The organism is Anoxybacillus sp. B2M1 (genome assembly GCF_001634265.1).
Classification (GTDB): Bacteria; Bacillota; Bacilli; order Bacillales; family Anoxybacillaceae; genus Anoxybacteroides; species Anoxybacteroides rupiense.
The window spans coordinates 1,636,950-1,653,948 of the sequence record NZ_CP015435.1; the positions used below are offsets into that span (position 1 = coordinate 1,636,950).

General features: G+C 38.7%; 16 protein-coding genes and 4 pseudogenes. 2 read left to right on the top strand and 18 right to left on the bottom strand.

The window, feature by feature from the left end; genetic code table 11:
• Positions 1–15 precede the first annotated feature (15 nt).
• Together GFC28_RS07870 and GFC28_RS07875 are read right to left on the bottom strand one after the other, a co-directional pair.
• On the bottom strand, positions 16–441 hold the full coding sequence (locus tag GFC28_RS07870) for a transcriptional regulator GutM (RefSeq protein WP_231883424.1): 426 nt from the start codon (positions 439–441) through the stop codon (positions 16–18).
• A gap of 36 nt (positions 442–477) precedes the next feature.
• Positions 478–1,725 carry an NAD(P)H-dependent oxidoreductase gene (locus tag GFC28_RS07875; protein ID WP_044741663.1) on the bottom strand — a complete coding sequence of 416 codons (1,248 nt, stop codon included), beginning with the start codon at positions 1,723–1,725 and terminating at the stop codon, positions 478–480.
• A gap of 320 nt (positions 1,726–2,045) precedes the next feature.
• Between GFC28_RS07875 and GFC28_RS07880 the strand changes: the two genes are divergently transcribed.
• Entirely contained in the window at positions 2,046–2,393 is a 348-nt protein-coding gene (locus GFC28_RS07880; protein ID WP_044741662.1) for a hypothetical protein, read from the top strand.
• A gap of 593 nt (positions 2,394–2,986) precedes the next feature.
• Here the strand turns inward: GFC28_RS07880 and GFC28_RS07890 are convergent.
• The 16 genes and pseudogenes from GFC28_RS07890 to GFC28_RS19745 all read right to left on the bottom strand — a co-directional run bounded on the left by GFC28_RS07890 (position 2,987) and on the right by GFC28_RS19745 (position 15,929).
• Positions 2,987–3,736 carry an HNH endonuclease gene (locus GFC28_RS07890; RefSeq protein WP_044741660.1) on the bottom strand — a complete coding sequence of 250 codons (750 nt, stop codon included), beginning with the start codon at positions 3,734–3,736 and terminating at the stop codon, positions 2,987–2,989.
• An 87-nt stretch (positions 3,737–3,823) separates the two neighbouring features.
• Positions 3,824–3,973: a hypothetical protein gene (locus GFC28_RS19245; protein WP_156450539.1), complete on the bottom strand. Its 150-nt coding sequence runs from the start codon at positions 3,971–3,973 to the stop codon at positions 3,824–3,826.
• A 279-nt stretch (positions 3,974–4,252) separates the two neighbouring features.
• Entirely contained in the window at positions 4,253–4,375 is a 123-nt protein-coding gene (locus GFC28_RS07895) for a transposase (RefSeq protein ID WP_159719482.1), read from the bottom strand.
• 458 nt (positions 4,376–4,833) lie between these two features.
• Entirely contained in the window at positions 4,834–5,580 is a 747-nt protein-coding gene (locus GFC28_RS07900; RefSeq protein ID WP_044746811.1) for an SIS domain-containing protein, read from the bottom strand.
• A complete protein-coding gene (locus GFC28_RS07905; protein WP_044746812.1) occupies positions 5,577–6,302 on the bottom strand; it encodes a KDGP aldolase in 726 nt (241 codons plus the stop codon). Before GFC28_RS07905 ends, GFC28_RS07900 begins: the two co-directional genes overlap by 4 nt.
• Entirely contained in the window at positions 6,289–7,020 is a 732-nt protein-coding gene (locus GFC28_RS07910) for a creatininase family protein (protein ID WP_044746813.1), read from the bottom strand. Before GFC28_RS07910 ends, GFC28_RS07905 begins: the two co-directional genes overlap by 14 nt.
• A gap of 20 nt (positions 7,021–7,040) precedes the next feature.
• A pseudogene (locus GFC28_RS07915) lies at positions 7,041–7,424 on the bottom strand (phosphotriesterase family protein); the annotation flags it as partial.
• A gap of 389 nt (positions 7,425–7,813) precedes the next feature.
• Complete coding sequence (locus GFC28_RS07920) at positions 7,814–9,100, bottom strand: IS110 family RNA-guided transposase (protein ID WP_066329493.1); 1,287 nt, start codon at positions 9,098–9,100, stop codon at positions 7,814–7,816.
• A gap of 105 nt (positions 9,101–9,205) precedes the next feature.
• Positions 9,206–9,820: pseudogene (locus GFC28_RS07925) on the bottom strand (phosphotriesterase family protein); the annotation flags it as partial.
• Positions 9,821–9,954: 134 nt separating this feature from the next.
• Positions 9,955–11,253 carry a PTS ascorbate transporter subunit IIC gene (locus GFC28_RS07930; protein ID WP_044741698.1) on the bottom strand — a complete coding sequence of 433 codons (1,299 nt, stop codon included), beginning with the start codon at positions 11,251–11,253 and terminating at the stop codon, positions 9,955–9,957.
• A 27-nt stretch (positions 11,254–11,280) separates the two neighbouring features.
• On the bottom strand, positions 11,281–11,544 hold the full coding sequence (locus GFC28_RS07935) for a PTS sugar transporter subunit IIB (RefSeq protein WP_044741702.1): 264 nt from the start codon (positions 11,542–11,544) through the stop codon (positions 11,281–11,283).
• Between the two features lie 26 nt (positions 11,545–11,570).
• The gene (locus GFC28_RS07940; protein WP_044741697.1) at positions 11,571–12,002 is read right to left on the bottom strand and encodes a PTS sugar transporter subunit IIA; all 432 of its coding nucleotides are present in this window, start codon (positions 12,000–12,002) and stop codon (positions 11,571–11,573) included.
• A 26-nt stretch (positions 12,003–12,028) separates the two neighbouring features.
• Positions 12,029–14,134: a BglG family transcription antiterminator gene (locus tag GFC28_RS07945; RefSeq protein ID WP_044741696.1), complete on the bottom strand. Its 2,106-nt coding sequence runs from the start codon at positions 14,132–14,134 to the stop codon at positions 12,029–12,031.
• A gap of 187 nt (positions 14,135–14,321) precedes the next feature.
• Complete coding sequence (locus GFC28_RS07950) at positions 14,322–14,543, bottom strand: hypothetical protein (protein ID WP_044741701.1); 222 nt, start codon at positions 14,541–14,543, stop codon at positions 14,322–14,324.
• 106 nt (positions 14,544–14,649) lie between these two features.
• A pseudogene (locus GFC28_RS07955) lies at positions 14,650–14,982 on the bottom strand (pre-toxin TG domain-containing protein); the annotation flags it as partial.
• Between the two features lie 602 nt (positions 14,983–15,584).
• Positions 15,585–15,929: pseudogene (locus GFC28_RS19745) on the bottom strand (MerR family transcriptional regulator).
• A gap of 108 nt (positions 15,930–16,037) precedes the next feature.
• Between GFC28_RS19745 and GFC28_RS07965 the strand changes: the two are divergent.
• The gene (locus GFC28_RS07965; RefSeq protein ID WP_044741695.1) at positions 16,038–16,937 is read left to right on the top strand and encodes an aldo/keto reductase; all 900 of its coding nucleotides are present in this window, start codon (positions 16,038–16,040) and stop codon (positions 16,935–16,937) included.
• The last annotated feature ends 62 nt before the right edge of the window (positions 16,938–16,999 follow it).

The following is a 16,999-nucleotide window of genomic DNA, read 5'->3' on the forward strand; positions in this document are numbered from 1 at the left end:
TCCTTTCCGGGCATTTTATATGGAAAGCTTTTTCTTAGAAATGGAAACCATCGCGTTTTCGGCTGCCATTGACAAAGCCGCCAAAAATGAAGGAACTTGCTTCTTCCTTCCTCCAGCCTTTTCTGCGCATTCATGATGATCATCCAAAATTTTCGCTACATGATGCCCAATGTATTTTTCATATTTTTTAAACTTCGAAAAAACGGAAACCCCTTTGAGAATATAGCAATCTTCTATCACATAATCGTTGTTCACCACAATCATAGCCACAGCGCCGGGACTCAATTTTCGTCTGTTCATGCCAGAGTACAAAAAATAGCCTTCTTTGCCTTTATAACGGCTTACAATTTTGCCGACATATTTTTGATAATGTCTGACTTGTATGATCGTTGCCACATATTGAATCAGCAAAATCATCGATAAAATGATGGCAAGCTTCAAAAAGAATCACCTCCTTTGCGCTTGACACATGCATTTTTAGTTTGAAAACAAACGATCTTGTAGAGCTCTTAATTTCCAAACAGTGGTGGATGGATCTAACTCGACATCATCCAATGTTAAAAATTGGCCTTGTCTAATAGGGCGTTTGGCGATAATTTTTCCGCTGATTAAACCGATGGGGATGTGCGAATCTTTCTTCATCTCTTGATGAGTTTCAAGCACGCCTCTTACCGAGTAGCCGCCAATGCCATCAATGGCTTCCCCTGCCTGGATATCGCGCTTGGCGACAGCGACTGTTTCTGAAACGGGCGCGCCTAATGGATGAATCGACGTATCGTGATGCAATACGGCTTTGGCAATGGTGATCGGAGTTTCTAAACTTGCGAGATGATAAGGCCGGTAAAGAACGTAATGGGGACCTTTGCCAACTTTCAAATACCTTAATTCGGCATCCACAGGTTCTAATTCGCTTTTCACGATGACAAATACGCCCGGTGCTAACCCTTTTACATATTCAACGACTCCGAATTGGTTTAAAACACCGCCGTTTTCTTGTAAATTCAGCTTGTCGGCAACCGTTTCCAAATGGGCCTCCACGCCATGCATCCCAATTTTATCTGGAATAAGGCCTGTAGCGTTGCTTAACAAATTCATTTCCGCCATCGTTTTTGTGCCGTCCTGGAACGCCGCAAGCATATGGGCGCTCATCCGTTTTTGAAGAGCTTCTTCCTTGCACGTATCCGGATTGGCGTTTGGAATAAACGGGTTGTTTTTCCCTTTTCCAGCAATCAGTACTTCAAAGCCCATCGTCTTCGCAAACTCATACAGTTCAAGCGTGGCTGCCGGCTCATCTCCCGCCGATCCTGTATAAACCAACCCAGCTGACGTAAACCAATTGTGCATGATAGAACCAATTGTAATATCTACTTCGACGTTAAGCAGTACTAAATGTTTTCTCGATCTCAATGCTTCCAGCGAAATATTGGCGCCGACTTCAGGAATCCCTGTCGCATCGACAATCACTTCCACTTCATCCGATTGAATGACTTTGCGGTAATCACTGCTGACAAGAACAGGATGTTTTTTCGTTACTTTCGATTGATAATAGCTGCTGGCTCTTTCTGCTGCCTCCATATTGACATCGCAAATTCCTCTAACCTCCATGCCAGGTATGCGCGAGATTTGCGAAATCAGCCCAAATCCCATTTGACCTGCGCCAACCACCCCTACTTTAATCGGCTGACCGTCACGTTCCCGTGCAAGCAATTCTTGATAAACGGACATGTTTCCAGCTCCTTCAAAGCGTTTTTTAACGTATGTGCACGCATCCTTAACATTTGTTACAGTATATAACATTTGTTAATAGATTGTTATCATCATTATATCCTAGTTGTTCAAAAAGTCAATAAATTCTTAAAATTATTTTTCAAACTTTTTATACTTTGAAATGCCTATTGAAATTTGGTTATAATGATTTCAATCCTCGAGGGGTTTTTATCAATTGTGATTGTCGGAAACATTTTACAGAAGGAAAAAAAGCCAGACTTGAATAATATACTTAATATAGAGAAGGATTTGATCCTTCATAAAAAGAGGTGAAGAACGTGGAAATTAAAGAAATAGAAGCGGTGTTGTTTTGCATTCATTGCAACGAAGAGCAAGACCACGTCATTACTTACATTAACGATAAAATCTCAAAGATTGAATGTGTTCACTGCCATCACTCCGTTGAAATAAAGATTGATTTATTACATGAATTTTATCATGAGGTATATGAAAAAATTGTTCATAAACCGGCAGAGATCACAGAGGAATATCGAAGCGACCTCAGTAAATTTTTGCTTTCTCTTCCTGTCCGAATCATAAAAAAGCCTTACAGCATTTATAAATATATGAAGCAAACAAGAGATGTTTTTAAAGCCTTTAAAGAGCAGCAGAAGCGAGAAAAGTAGCTTGTTCAATCTTCATCTCCCTCTTTCCTGCTGACCTTCTCGATAAAAAAAAAGCGAAATTTCCTGCAAGGTAAAGGTATTCTCCACGGTTACCAAACAGGAAATTTCGCATTTGTCTAACAACTGTATTTAGTAGATACGATTAAATACAAGCAGAGTGTTAAACAGCACCATTCGAATGGTGACAGGCGCTGAAACAATCTGTTGGTTGAATTGATCAATATATTTTGTGATAAAAAAAGTTTGTAAAAAATGCAAATATCAATCCGAGTGGAAACGAAAAAATAACAGACCAACCGTTGACTTTTCCGGTTTCTGCACTTATTTTTATAGCTTCTTTATATCCATATGCAAAATGGAAAACAGATAAAACATAAGTAATAATGAAGAAAGCAAAATCCATTTCTATCCCCTCCAGCTTTTGTCTTCCCTAAATTTCATATATTCACGCTTGTCCATTTTTAATACAAAAAATAAATAGTATGAATGCATCAACATCCTGTTTTTAATTGTATCTAGATACATCGTGTCTTTTTAGTTGGGGGAAACTATTGTTTTACATCATCATATTTCAACTTAGAGAAAGACCATATTTATCTTAACGAACGAGTCGAAATCATGCGTCTTAATTCTTCAATCGAAACATTCGCTTTATGCAACATGGCGTGGCAATTCGGACATACCGGCCGTAAATCTTCAAAAGGATTAACTTTGTACTCTTCATTGATTTCACTTAGTGGTTTGAGATGATGAACTTCGATAAAGTGTTTACCGATCCTTCCATAGAACTCCTCAAAATCAAAGTCACAAACCGAACATCGGTATCCATACTTTGATAAACACAACTGTCTTGCTTTCGCATTCCGTTCATAGCGATTGACGGCTACTAATTTTTTACTGCCTTCATATAATTCCACATGGTCCAATTCCTGTTCTTCTGGCATCAGAAACATTTTCTTCTGCTCCGTTTCTTCCTCAAACTCATAAAGACGGACCGCTTCTTTTAATTCAGGTCTCACTTGCCAAAAGCATTGATTCCGATATTCTTCTCCTAAAAAGGGAATATGCCACCATCGAATCGTACCATCTTCTCTTTGCGGAAACGTTATCCCTGGCAATCGTTTGCGTATCCTCCTTCCAAGACGACCCAATTGAGAATTAAATCCCCGATGGTCTACTCTGTTTAAAAGTTTTGCTACTTGTCTGCCTGTCGCTTTTGAATCCTTTTGTTTATAAACCGTCAAGATGAGCACTATATCTTCTGTGCGAAAAACTTCCGGGTCTTTCAACAATTGAAGCCACTGATGAACGGAAATATCAAGCGGATCATTATATACCTTCATTCTTTTCTCCCCTCTCTCTAGAAAACAAACGACAGGCTTGCTAGCGACTTCCCCATCTCCTAAATGAAGGCTTGTCCTCACCTTCTCCTACATATGGTAACCAATTCCTTCATAAAGCTTCTGCAAGATTTCTTCTTGATACCCGGCTTTTTTTATTTTTCGCATTTTCTCTTTGATCGGCTGCAATTCTTCAAGCGTAACCGTCTCTAGTTTCTCTACCCGGTCAAGCGACAGCAAAACAAGGCATAATCCAATAGATCTTGAAAATCTTGAATACCCATGTAACCGACGGGAAAAATTGAACCGTTTTCTCTAAATAAGAGTGAACACTTTTCTGGAAATTCCAGCGTAATCCCTATCACTTGACATGGAGCCTCTGCGTACAAGATATTTCCTAAAAAGCGAGCAACAACAAGAATCAGCCGCATGAAACGAGGCTATCATGTACGCCACTCCATGTAAAGTGCACGCTTCTAAACTGTTCAATTTAATCAGTCGAATTCTGTTCAGTTTTATTTAGCGGTCACAGTTGTAAGCCAATCCTAACTCTTTTGCCACTTGGGCGATGGACTTGTCCCCCTCCAAGCATAAATCAACGGCTTGAATCTTGTATTCTTGATCAAATGTTCTCTTTTTCATGATTGGACACCTCGAACCGATTGTCATTAAGTTGATTATCATCTCTCTGTTCTCCGTGTCCAATTTTTAGACTCACATCATTTTTATACAAATAGAAACTGAGAAATTAAAAATTCCGTAATTATTTATCGACATAGCTTCGTGAAGGATCCTAATGGATGGAGGAAGTAAAAAGGTAGAATCTGAATGACTGATAAGTTTTCTTAATAAAAACACTCAACAAAAAACTGATTCAAAAAGTTTATAAAGACCATTTTGAATCAGCCGGTTATTAAAAGTTAACGGAACGATTATAGAATATAAAAAAATTCATGAAATATTATCTAAATACTCCGATCTAAATACAAACTTTTCTAATGAAACATAGATTAAGTACTTTACAGGAAATTATGTGACTCCTTACCTTAATAAAATTTTATATCAATTTGTACAGTTAGGAGTAAAAGCCGGAAAATTCTTTAACCTAATCCTTTTGTCAATAGAGGAATTCTTTCTTTATATTTATTAATGAGTAACTGATTGTGTTCATCTGCCCCCTCTATATTTCCGCTTAGAAAAACAGGTGGAGTGAAACCTTCTTTCGCCATAATCACAATTGCCTCAGCAAAAATGCCATTCAAAATAACGGCTCCTGAAACTGTAGATGTTGGCGAGAACGGTATAGCCACCTTTTCATGTTTTAATATAGCGTCTCCGATTACGGAATGATTATCAATCACTAGGTCTCCCACTTCATATAACCTCTTTCCACTTTCATGTCTTGAAGGTTGACTGTTCGAGTACTCCATAGAAGTTATAATAATCACAAAGGCTCCCTTTTCTCTTGCATGGAGTGCAACGTCAATTGGAACGGCATTTCTTCCGGATGTGGAAAGGACAATAAATACATCTCCTGATCGAATGTCTTGTCTGCTCATAAATGTATGTGCATAATTGTTTTTACGTTCTAGCATCGATGAAAGAACTGCTCCTTCATGAAGCATTAAAGGCTCATGAAAAATGGGTTTAATCGGTACAAGTCCGCCCGCTCGATAAAACACTTCTTCCGTTAAAATATGGGAGTGTCCACACCCAAATAATTGAACAATTCCTCCGTGTTTTATAGCTTCTGCCACTTTTTCCGCTGCCTTTTTCATCGAATCTGTCTCTTCATTTTTTATTTTTTGCAACAAATGTTCAATTTTCTGAAAATATTGAGCGATCATAATGTTCCCCCTTTTAACAACGTCAATAGATCCCTAACTTTTTCATGATTCGTTTTACCAGGTTCTACTAATAAATCTCCAAAAATATGGGGCATAAATAATTCAATATGGGTCTGTTGGATGGCTTTAAACATTATTGGTACGTGTTCAATTTTAATACCACCTGCCGGCTCAATCCCACGAATACCTCTTTTCACTGCTTCTTTTGCAATAAAGACAAGTTCTTCCAAATGAGTTAACCCCTTTACCGGCATCACTTTGATTGAATCAATATTAAGAGCTGCTGCTAAATCTAAGCACGATTCAACATCAACTGTAGCTCCAGTGGACAATCTCACTTTACCGATTGTACCAGTTGGCACTACTAAGGCATTAATCATTGGTTTGACATTATTCGCCTCTAAATATCCTTTGGCGTAGCTAGCTGTTTCATACGGTTGATTAATATGCTCGGATTTTGCCTCAACTGCCATTTGGACAACACGTTTCCACTCTTGGAAGTTTCCACCGCCTCCAAGACCAATACTAACTACAGGAACAGCTTTTTTTAATTCGCGTAATTTCGCCACACCCTCATCTATAGTAGAATAGTCTGCTGCTGCAATTCCTGGAACGATATATCCTTCTCCAGCATCATAAATTGCTTTTGCATTTTCTTCACCACTTGCCAATACATTGATTAATAATTGATCCCTAAATTTTTTCATTTTAAGCAATTTCATCTTTTGCACTCCTTAACATTGCTGCCATTTTTTCAATGGCAGCTTCAACAATTTTCTCTCCCTTTTCTTTTGTGGCAAGAGTTGCATCTCCAAGAACAGCAGTATTGGTAAATTTCTGCCAAGGAGTTGGTGTGAAATCAGCACTTTCCGGTATATTTGGGATGTCGCAGATGGCCTTATCCATATTCGTGTGTTCTTCAGCTAAATAAAGCATGATTGATGTTTCGACTTCACAAGCATGAAAATAAGTGAAATGGACGGATTTAGTTTCTCTTACATCTTTTAAAATTGTATTCATCCCAGGATAAAAGAAATAAAAAACTTTAAAATCCTGAAATCGATCATAAAGAACTCGTGCAGCATCTTTTAAAGCCGGTTGATTCCCTAAATGACCATTTACGATCGCCCAAATTCGAAAACCTTGTTTATATAAACTTGTTCCTATATCAACGAGGACTGAAATTAAAGATTCATTTGAAATATTTATGCTCCCAGGAAAGTCTCGTAAACTCCATACTTGTCCATAAGGTAAAGTAGGGAGAACAAATGCATGAACCTTTTCAGCAAGCTTTTCTGATAACCGTTCAGCTAAAATATTATCTGTCGATAGAGGCAGGTGTGGACCGTGAGCCTCAATAGCTCCAATTGGCAATATGGCTATTTTCCTTTCCTGAATTTTATGTTTCACTTCAAAAGAGTTTTCATATTCAAATTTCATCTAGTTCACCTGCATTTAACTCATTTTTTAAATGCAAAACATTTTGCCGGATTTTCCACAAAGAAACGATGAACTAATTTTTCACCGTCAAAACCGGCTTTGTTCGCTTCATCAATAAATCTCGGCACCCATTTAGCGATAATATACTCTAAACCTAATCCGTCATCATAATGTTTGTAATAAGTCTTTCTTGCTGTATCTCCACTAACTAAAATTTGTCCCTCATATCCTTTACGAACTAATTCTAAAATACAATGAATCCTCGTACTTTCTGGTGCATACTTAATTTTTGCTATTCCATCAAAGCAAAGAAAAGCTCCTGTCTTTGCGATTTGCTCATGATAATACGGATCGGGATTTCGATCCATATGACCAAAGCTGACGTATGATAAATCAACACCCTCCCTCTATAAAATATTGATTTACTCGTTTTTTCTTTAAATTTCTTTGATTTTTATAAGCATCGACGTTTCGTAGACATCAGGAATAAGGATATAAATTCAATATTTATAAATTTTTGGATAGGTAGGGTGTAGGGGAACAAACTCCATCATCCTATTTTTTTGAAAATGGAGGACTTTTCCCTATGATCGCACCAATGGATCTCCACTCGTCTCATGGCGGTGTACCCTCCCATGTCTCACGGAGTCCTTTCGCTCCTACATTCCTTCGTTCAACCTATCCATGAGGTGGAGGTCGGTTTATGCTCACTTGCTGGGTCTATGCCCGTATGGTGTGATAACGACCGACTTCTCCGTGCTTCTGATGTCTACCTTCAATACGTGTTTTCAGGTTAAGCGACTTCCTGTAATGTCTTTAAGTGTGGAATATCTTGCATCATTTTCTCTTCACTGAACGGAATTTGACGTCGACCAATCGTGAACAAGATTCGAATAAGTTTACTGCATAATGCCACAAGAGACTGCTTACCGGTTAATGGGTTATCCGGCCGTGTGCGATAGTATTCATGTAAGGCTTTAAAGGCTCTGTTTTTCGCTGATAGGGGCATCACCACCCGGAATAAGAGGGCGCGCAGTCGTTTTCGGCCTCGTTTACTAATCGTCGTTTTTCCTCGATGTTTCCCTGATTCATTCTTTTTTAAGTTCAGCCCCGCCAGTTTGATGATTTGGCGTGGATGCTGATACTGGTGGAGGCTACCCACTTCCGCGAAAAAGCCCACAACCGTCATTTCTCCGATGCCTTTGATCTCGCTCATCTCTTTGGCGCCCGGAATCGTTTGAACCATTTCACTTAATTGCTTTTCCAGTTCGTCTAGACGATGGGTTAAATACTCGTATTTCTCGAGTAAATAACGTAATTCTTCCTTGGCCATTTGAGTGCCCGTTTGAAGCCCGATAGAGGATTGGGCTGCCTCTTTCAATTGTTCGATTCGCTTCCTTCCAACGGCTCGTTTGACGACTTTCTTGACTTCCAAAAGAAGCTGTTCGCATGGAATCTTTGCGATTTCTTTTGGAAGATATCCCAATTTTAAAAGTTGCAGCGCTGCTTTTCCGGTCCAATCTTTAAACACCGTAAGAAACTCCGGAAAATAGCGATCCAGCCAATTGTGTACTTGGGCTTGAACCGCATATAGATCCTGTGTCATCATATCATGAAGTTTCATGCCTTCACGTAATTCTGCGTAGATTCCCTTTGGAAGAATCGGGATGGAATATCGTCCATCCTTGACGAGTTGGGCTATGACTTTTGCGTCTTTCACGTCATTTTTCGTAGGAGAGTTGTCATCCAGCTCTTTACTTCGTTTCACATGCATCGGATTCACGGTAACACATCGGATGTCATAAGCTTGTAAGAAGTAAGCAAGATTTAGCCAATAGTGTCCCGTTGGCTCCATTCCTACGATGACATCTCTTTTTTCATGTTGATTCATCAAGGTGTGTACCCAATTTAAAAACGTTTGAAACCCTGTTCTTGAGTTTTCAAATACAACGGCCTTCGATAGATCGAATCCCCGGTGATCTTGAGCTCTTGCCACGTGTTTGTGTTTTGCGATATCAACGCCAATGATTAATGTTTGTTCAGTGATTTGTCTAATTTTCGAATTTCGGTTATAATTCATATTAGGTCCTCCTTGGTTTATTAGTTAGGGGTCAAGGCCTTGACACCCTGTATCATACCAAGGGGACTTTTTTTGTTTCAAATCTCATTTTTCCTCATTACAGGAATGCTCACTCTTTAATATTTCAATTTGCTCTAATGCCATCGTGCCCACTTCTGTATGTGAGTGAACAGGAGCTTTCGTTTCATGATGAGCTCGCGCAACAGCACGTATTGTTTTTTCTTCTAAAGGAGTAATGCGATTATAGCCTGTTCCAAACTTCACTTGTCCTCCTTTATAAGAAGTTCCTTCCAATCCTTCTTCAATTTCTTTTACAACAAATTCTGTTAACTCATTAATCGATGAATGGTCAATCCATTGTGCATAAGTATCAAAAGGTCCTATTACTTTTCTTACTTTTTCTTCTATTTTCGCATCCCATAAAAAGCTTTTATTAAACCCAGCTGTTCCAATAATAAAAATTCCGGCTTCTTTCCCTATTTCTGCAACTGCCTCTACATCTCGACCATAATCAACTGCAGTTGCATCTACAATTGTTTGTCCACCGTGTTTTTTAAAATCTAACACATCTTTTAGGGAAGCCTCTTTATTATCTAATAATAAGTCATTCTCTCCTTTTTCAACCCAATACGGAGGACGACAAACAATATGTTCATGAGAATAGGTAAATCCAAGCTGTTCCGGTTTTATATCACCAAAAAATGTTCGGATGAAAGACATGCTAGACACCTCTTTTTTCATTTTTTATCCTAATTGGAAATGTCTACGCTTGTGCGGGAAATATATAATTAAGGCCAAGCTTTCCCAATGTGGAAGACTCCTAACCTAATATATTCCAAAAACTTATTCAATCATTAGAAAAATAAACCTGATAGAAGACGAATAATCGGCCCTAAAATAAACATGTCAGAGTCTGCAGCCCACATTGCTGTGTCAGGAACAGTACTTGCGATTAAGTTTCTTACCATGAAATATTGTCCCCAAGCAACTACCGTTGCCGTAATAAATCCACCGATTAAGGCACCACGTACACCACCTGTCGCATTACCAAACACTCCGGCTGTAGCTCCATGGAAAAATAAAACGATCATGGTAGGTACAAAGATGTAAGCAACTGTATTTCCTAACACAACCAACCATAATAATGCCCCGACAAACGCACCAACAAATCCTAAAATAACAGCATTTGGAGCAAACGGGAACACAACCGGACAGTCTAATGCAGGTTTTGCACCTGGGACTAATTTGGTTGCAATACCGTTGAAAGCAGGTACAATTTCACCAATGAACATCCTTACCCCCATCAACACAACTGCAATACCACCCGCAAATGTAAATGATTGAATAATTGAATATACGATAAAGTCTTGTCCACCTGTACTTCCTATTAATTCTTTGGCCCCGGGGGTTGTTTTTAACGAAACGACAATGGCCCCAATAAGAAATAGAATTCCCATAGTCAGCGCCGTAATAACGTTTGAATCTCTTAAAAACTCGAGGCCTTTAGGCAATTTTATTTTTTCTGAATCGTTTTCCTTATTTCCTAAATATTTACCTGCAATAGCTGCCAAAAGTGATACAGATGCAGAAGTATGTCCTAGAGCAATGTTATCATTCCCCGTTATTTTCCTCATGAACGGCTGCGTCAGTGTAGGTTGGAGGGTCCAATAAAGCCCCATTATAATTGACAAAAATGTGACCAATCCCCAAAATGACAATTTGTCTCCCACTGTATGAACAACAACTCCTGCAAAAATCGTTGTTGTCCAGAACATCATATGGCCCGTTAAATAAATATACTTAAAAGGTGTCATTCGAGCTAAAAGTACGTTGATCAGAAATCCTAATGTCATGGCCAATGTTACAGCGCTACCAAACTTCGCATTGAAAACATCTTGCCCCATAAAGTTTGATAATGCTTCAGCTTCTAAGTTAAACACTTCTTTCCACATTGGTTCAAATACGTTCAGTGCCCCGACAATAATCCCTGATCCAGCACTAATGATCAGAAATCCAATAATTGCTTTAAATGTACCGCTGATTACTTGACTGGCTGTTTTCTTTTGAAGCAATAAACCGATTAAAACGATAATTCCTAATAAAATTGCCGGTGTCCCGAAAAAGTTATCGGCTAACCAATACAAAAATTCCATGCTTACTCCTCCCCCCTAAAATAGGTTTTATAAATTTTCTTTTAAAGCTGAACGAATTTCGTCCATATCAAAATAGTTATTTACTATAATGACCTTAGAGGATGTTCCTTTTAATGATTGAGCTAGTTCATTACTAGTAATAATGATGTCCGGGTTCAGACTGGAAGCTGAGGATACATCCGTATTATCCACATCAGCTGTAATCCCCATTCCCCTTAATACCGTTTCGACATTCATTCGCAATATTAAACTTGTTCCTTGACCTAAACCACAAACGCATAAAATTTTCATCGTCGCCCAACTCTCCTTTTGATCCATTAATTTAATAATGATTTTATTTCTTCGTAATCTCTTGCATATTTTAACTTTTCTAGATTGTCTGCATTGCCTAGAACCTTCATTAACATTTTTAAAACGTTTAAATGTTCATCGCTGTTTGAAGCCCCTAACGCAAACACTAGCTTCACCGGATCATTTCCGGTGCTTCCAAATGAAACAGGCTCCTTTAGTTGAATCAAAGAAACACTTGCTTCTTTTACTCCATCTTCCGGACGAGCGTGCGGAATTGCAATATTAGGGGCTATCACAAAGTACGGGCCATTTTTTTGAAACGAGCGAATCATCGCATCGATATAAGATTGCGTGATATATCCTTTGTCACTCAATAAATGCCCGGCTTTTTTTATTGCTTCTTCCGGAGTAGATACTTCTACATTAAGTGCTACAATGTCTCTCTCTAAAAATTTCATATCCAATCTCCTTTAGTTCCCAACTTTTATGATGTCGATAAGATTTGAAGCACACTTTCTTTTGTTTTACATTCCATTAATTCCACTACTGTTTTTCGTGAAGAAAGCAATTCTGATAATTGCGATAGAGCTCTTAAATGGAGTTGGTTATCAATAGAAGACAAAACAAATAATAAACGGACTTGATGGTTTTCTTTACTTGAGAACGATACAGGTTTTTGTAATATTAGTAGACTCATTCCAAGTTTTAGTGCACCATCCTCCGGTTTCCCATGCGGGAGCGCGACATTTGGTACAACAACATTATATGGGCCCAATTTTTTAACATATTGGATCATTGCATGAACATAAGATGGTTGAATCACTTTATCCTGCAATAGCGGATGAGCTGCCTTCCTTATAGCATCTTCCCAATCATTTACTTCATTCAAAAATGTTACATATTGACCCTTTAAAATATCTAATAAATTTGGACCTTCCCCCTTTTCTTTAGTCATGATTGGTTGATGTAAGTATTCTTTTAATGCGAGTTTTAACGATTTTTCATCTTGTATACTAGAATATTGTTTAATGATGCCCATTATAGAATCAACGGAAACTCGAAAAGCACTTTGTTCAGTCCCCGTTAATGCATGGACCTTTTTAATTAATCTTTCTTTGTCCTTATCATTTAAGATCGGATTTACAATAAAAGTCGGATGTTTCGCCTCCTTAATCGGGACTGTTGATACTATAAAGTCTACATTCGAATATGACCTGTTCTCATATTCTCTTGCAGAAATAATGTCTATAAAATCAACGGTTGAAAATAGTCCATCTAATTGATGTTTTAAAATGGTTGAAGTTCCAATACCGCTTGGACAAACTATGATTGCTTTTTTTCTTTTTTCCGGTTGTAGCCCTTCTTTTTTCAACCAACCTCCAAAGTGGATTGCTATAAGAGCAATCTCATCATCATGAACCGATTCACCTACAAGCGTTTCAAAATGATGAATAACTTTTTTTGTAATTAAATACACATCTTTATATTTTCGTTTAATTTGATCTGCTAATGGATTTTCAGCCTTTAATCCATATTTAATTCGATAGAAAGCAGGTTTTAAATGTAACACAAGATTGGCTTCAACTTCTTTTTTATTTGAGAACGATACACAGGCAAATGCTTGAAAATCAGTAACCATTTTCTCAGCAACAAGCTTTAATGTTCTTGTTTCATCATCTTCATTTGCTTGAGCTGAATATTGCACTTTTGCACTTAACAAGTGGGTTGCTAAGTAGTAAACTTCATCTTCAGGTAATAAAACGTGATAAATCTGTTCTAACTTTTTGCTAGCTATTTTCGCTGCTTGAAATTCTTTCGTTTGATTAATAATCTCTTTTTCTATTGGATCCATCGATATTTCTTTCCCTTGAACAATTCTTTTACCGAATAACCAAAACCTTAAAACTAAGCTATTTAATGTATCATCTGCAAATTGTATATTTAACTCCTGTTCACATTCATTCAATATCGTTTGAATCTGTATGAGTTCTTGGAAAAGAATCGTTTGCTTTTGTCTTTCTTCGGAAAAAAGTGCCCGGGTATTCGATAAAAATGTATGCCAATCAAGCGGCTCCGGTATAAGTTTTGATAGGTAGTAAACAATCGCTTTTCGTTTATCGCCTTCACTCCCTTGAACTATATATCCTTCCCCACGCTTTGAAAGTAATTGAAGAGAAGACAGCTCCAGTTCTTTTTTTAGCTTCTTCAAGTCATCAATCGTAGTATTTCTACTTACTCTTATTAACTCTGATAAATCCTCAAGGAATAAAGGTCTGTCTCTTGTTAATAAGTAAATTGCTAACCAAGCTAAGCGTTCATTAGCAGAATATTCATATTCCCATTTGTCAGCAACCTCCAGTTTTTTAGCAATTTTTTCCCGTTCACCTTCCGGGATATAATAGCCTTTTCCCCTAAAATATTGAACAATTTCTAGGCCATTCGATTTCAGCCAATCATTAATTTTATCCAGGTCGTAGTAAACGGTCCTACGAGATATGCGGAATTTTTTAGTGATCTCCTCAACGGTAATACTGCTATCCCGCCAAATTAACTCTGATAAAATCGCTTTACTTCTTTTATCCAAATACATCATTTTGCCCTCCCTGCACTCTAGTGCATCACATTGGATGGCTAGTATTGATTAATGCTATAGTAAACAAAATTAGTAATAAATATAAGAACAAATCTCTCACACTATAACTGTGCAATGTTGGACTTTCTATTCTAGATAGTCCAATACGTCCCTCAATCTTTGTGCTTGGCTTTCTCGTAAAATACTATCCTAACGCATTTTTTCCTCCACCTGCTTTGCCAGAACGATATAAAATTATATCCTCTTCAAGCTTTATAACATTATACATTCCGCTTCTAAAGGTGGATGCAGCCCAAGAATTGACTTCCGCTAACGGCCCTGAATTTTCAACCATATTATAAACATATTGTTTTTTGTCTATGTTCTCAGCTGTATCATCTATTGTCTTTTCTGTAACCCGGTTCACCGAAAAATCCATTACGTTTGAGTGCCCTTTTGTAGCATCTTGTATCGTTTTCCCGAAAATGGATCCAACTCCGGCATACGCTGGCTGCCGTGAAACGGAGGCGACACTTTCCACACAACCGCTGTAAGTCGTACCAGTCAAGAAGCTCCAAGCTGAATTCCTTCATGTTGTCGGCAATCGTTTGGTCCGCTTGGCGCATCGCCGCGGCGGTGCGATACAACAGTTCTTCAGCTTCGTTCAATTTGTCTTCATAACGCCGCAACCAATGAACGAGTTCGTCCCGCAGCGCTTCCATGGCCGGCGTGCTGACTCCAGGGAGGTCCATGGCAAGAGAAGAAAGCTCCCGCGACAGCGTCGTCCGCGCCCTTTCGCACGCGTCTTCCGCATCAGGAATGTGCTTTGCGATTGTTTCCAGCTCTTCAGGCTTCAGACGGATCATCGCCCGCACTGCTCCCTCATCGTTACAATGTTCCGATTCGTTCGGCCAACTTGTCCATCCGAAAGCACCTCTATCCCCCAGTTTCTTGTATGCACCTCGTCCGACACGCTCGACATTTTGGTTCACTCCTCCATTTATTCTCTTTATAAATGGTAACATAAGTAAAAATAGTATAATTTTTATACCATTTTTCATAAGATGATTCGTGATATGTACCTATTTTTTACACAAAAGACTGTTACCCTTTGCTGTATGAACTGAAACGAGTGAAGGATCATTCCTTGGGAGGAGCCAATGTGAACCCATAACGTTGCCGACAATAAGTGGACAAGCGATAGAAAGCGGCTTGCTTATGTTGGAACATCCATCTGTACTTCTATACATCTCTCATTTCTACTCGGGATGTAGTAATCAATCCTCTAAACGGTCTTCAATTTTTCTAAATATCTGACATCCTATCATTATTTTCACAGACGATAAGCGGTTCTATTGACGCATAGTCCTTACTCTAATATCGAATACTCAAGCACCATTACAATTTAAACAGACTCGGATATTTTCTTTTTTTCAGTTCCGCTTCGGTTCCAGCTTTGCACGCAGCTTCATCGTAATCGGCCTTGAAATGGATATGTTCGAGATGTTGTTGCAGTTTTGCGATTTTTAATTCCACATTCTTCTTGCGAGCGAGAACCATTTTGCCTTCTCTCTTCTAACGTACAGTCGCCCAATGCGCAAAGGGCGACAAATTTTTTAATATCCTTAATCGACATATCGGTATCTTTTAAGCATGTAATCACGACCATCCATTCGAGGTCATCTTCCATATACATTCGCGCACCCGATGGATTCCTTTGTATTTTCAGCAATCATTGTTCAGTCTCATAGTATCGTAGTGTCGATGATGGCAATCCTGTGATCTCGGAAACTTCTTTGATTGTGTAATGCATAAAAATCCCCCACAAAAAATATTGTCTTAAAGTATCCTTTAAGGATTAAAGTGATTATATCAAAGTCCATACATATTCAAACAGAGGAGGATATGATGATGAAACAGATTGATCCGGGAAAATCGGGATGAGATTGTATTAGGCTGCATGAGAATTGGCAACATGAATGTGCAGGAGCTATCCAGCTACATCGATCATGCGTTGGAAGAAGGAATTACCCTTTTTGACCATGCGGATATTTATGGGAAAGGATACTGCGAAGAACTTTTTGGCCAAGTGTTAGCTTCAAGACTTGGACTTCGTGACAATATACAAATTCAAAGCAAATGCTCGATTCGAGATGGCTATTACGACCTTTCGAAAGAGCATATTCTCACATCAGTCGATAGAATGTTGCGACGGTTGCGGACGGGTTATTTAAATCTGTTGATTCTGCATAGACCGGATACATTAATGGAACCGAAAGAAGTGGCCGAGGCGTTTGATGTTTTGCAAGCAAGCGGCAAAGTTCACCATTTTGGCGTCAGCAACTCCAACAGCCTGCAAATACAGTTATTGAAATCATGCGTGAAACAGCCGCTTCTTGTCAATCAACTGCAATTCAGTATTATGCATTCCGGCATGGTAAACAGCGGCATTCAAACCAATACATTATTTGAAGGATCCATCGACCGTGACAGCAGCATCCTCGCATATTGTCAGTTCAAACATATCACCATTCAAGCTTGGTCACCATTCCAATACGGCTTCTTTGAAGGAGTTTTTATCGATAACAACCAATTCCCGGAATTAAACCGTGTACTAGCACGCATCGCTGAAGAAAAAGGCGTAAGCAAATCCACCATTGCCGTTGCTTGGATTTTGCGACACCCTTCCAAAATGCAGACAATCGTCGAAACGACTAATGTGGAACGTTTAAAAGAGATTTGCCAAGCGAGCAAAAAAGTAGAGTTAACAAGAGCGGAATGGTATGAAATCTATCACGCAGCGGGCAATCGATTGCCGTAATGAGGATTGGGTTGGAGTGGGGAAGCGGTAATAGATATGTATAAATCTCCATTTAGAAAAAT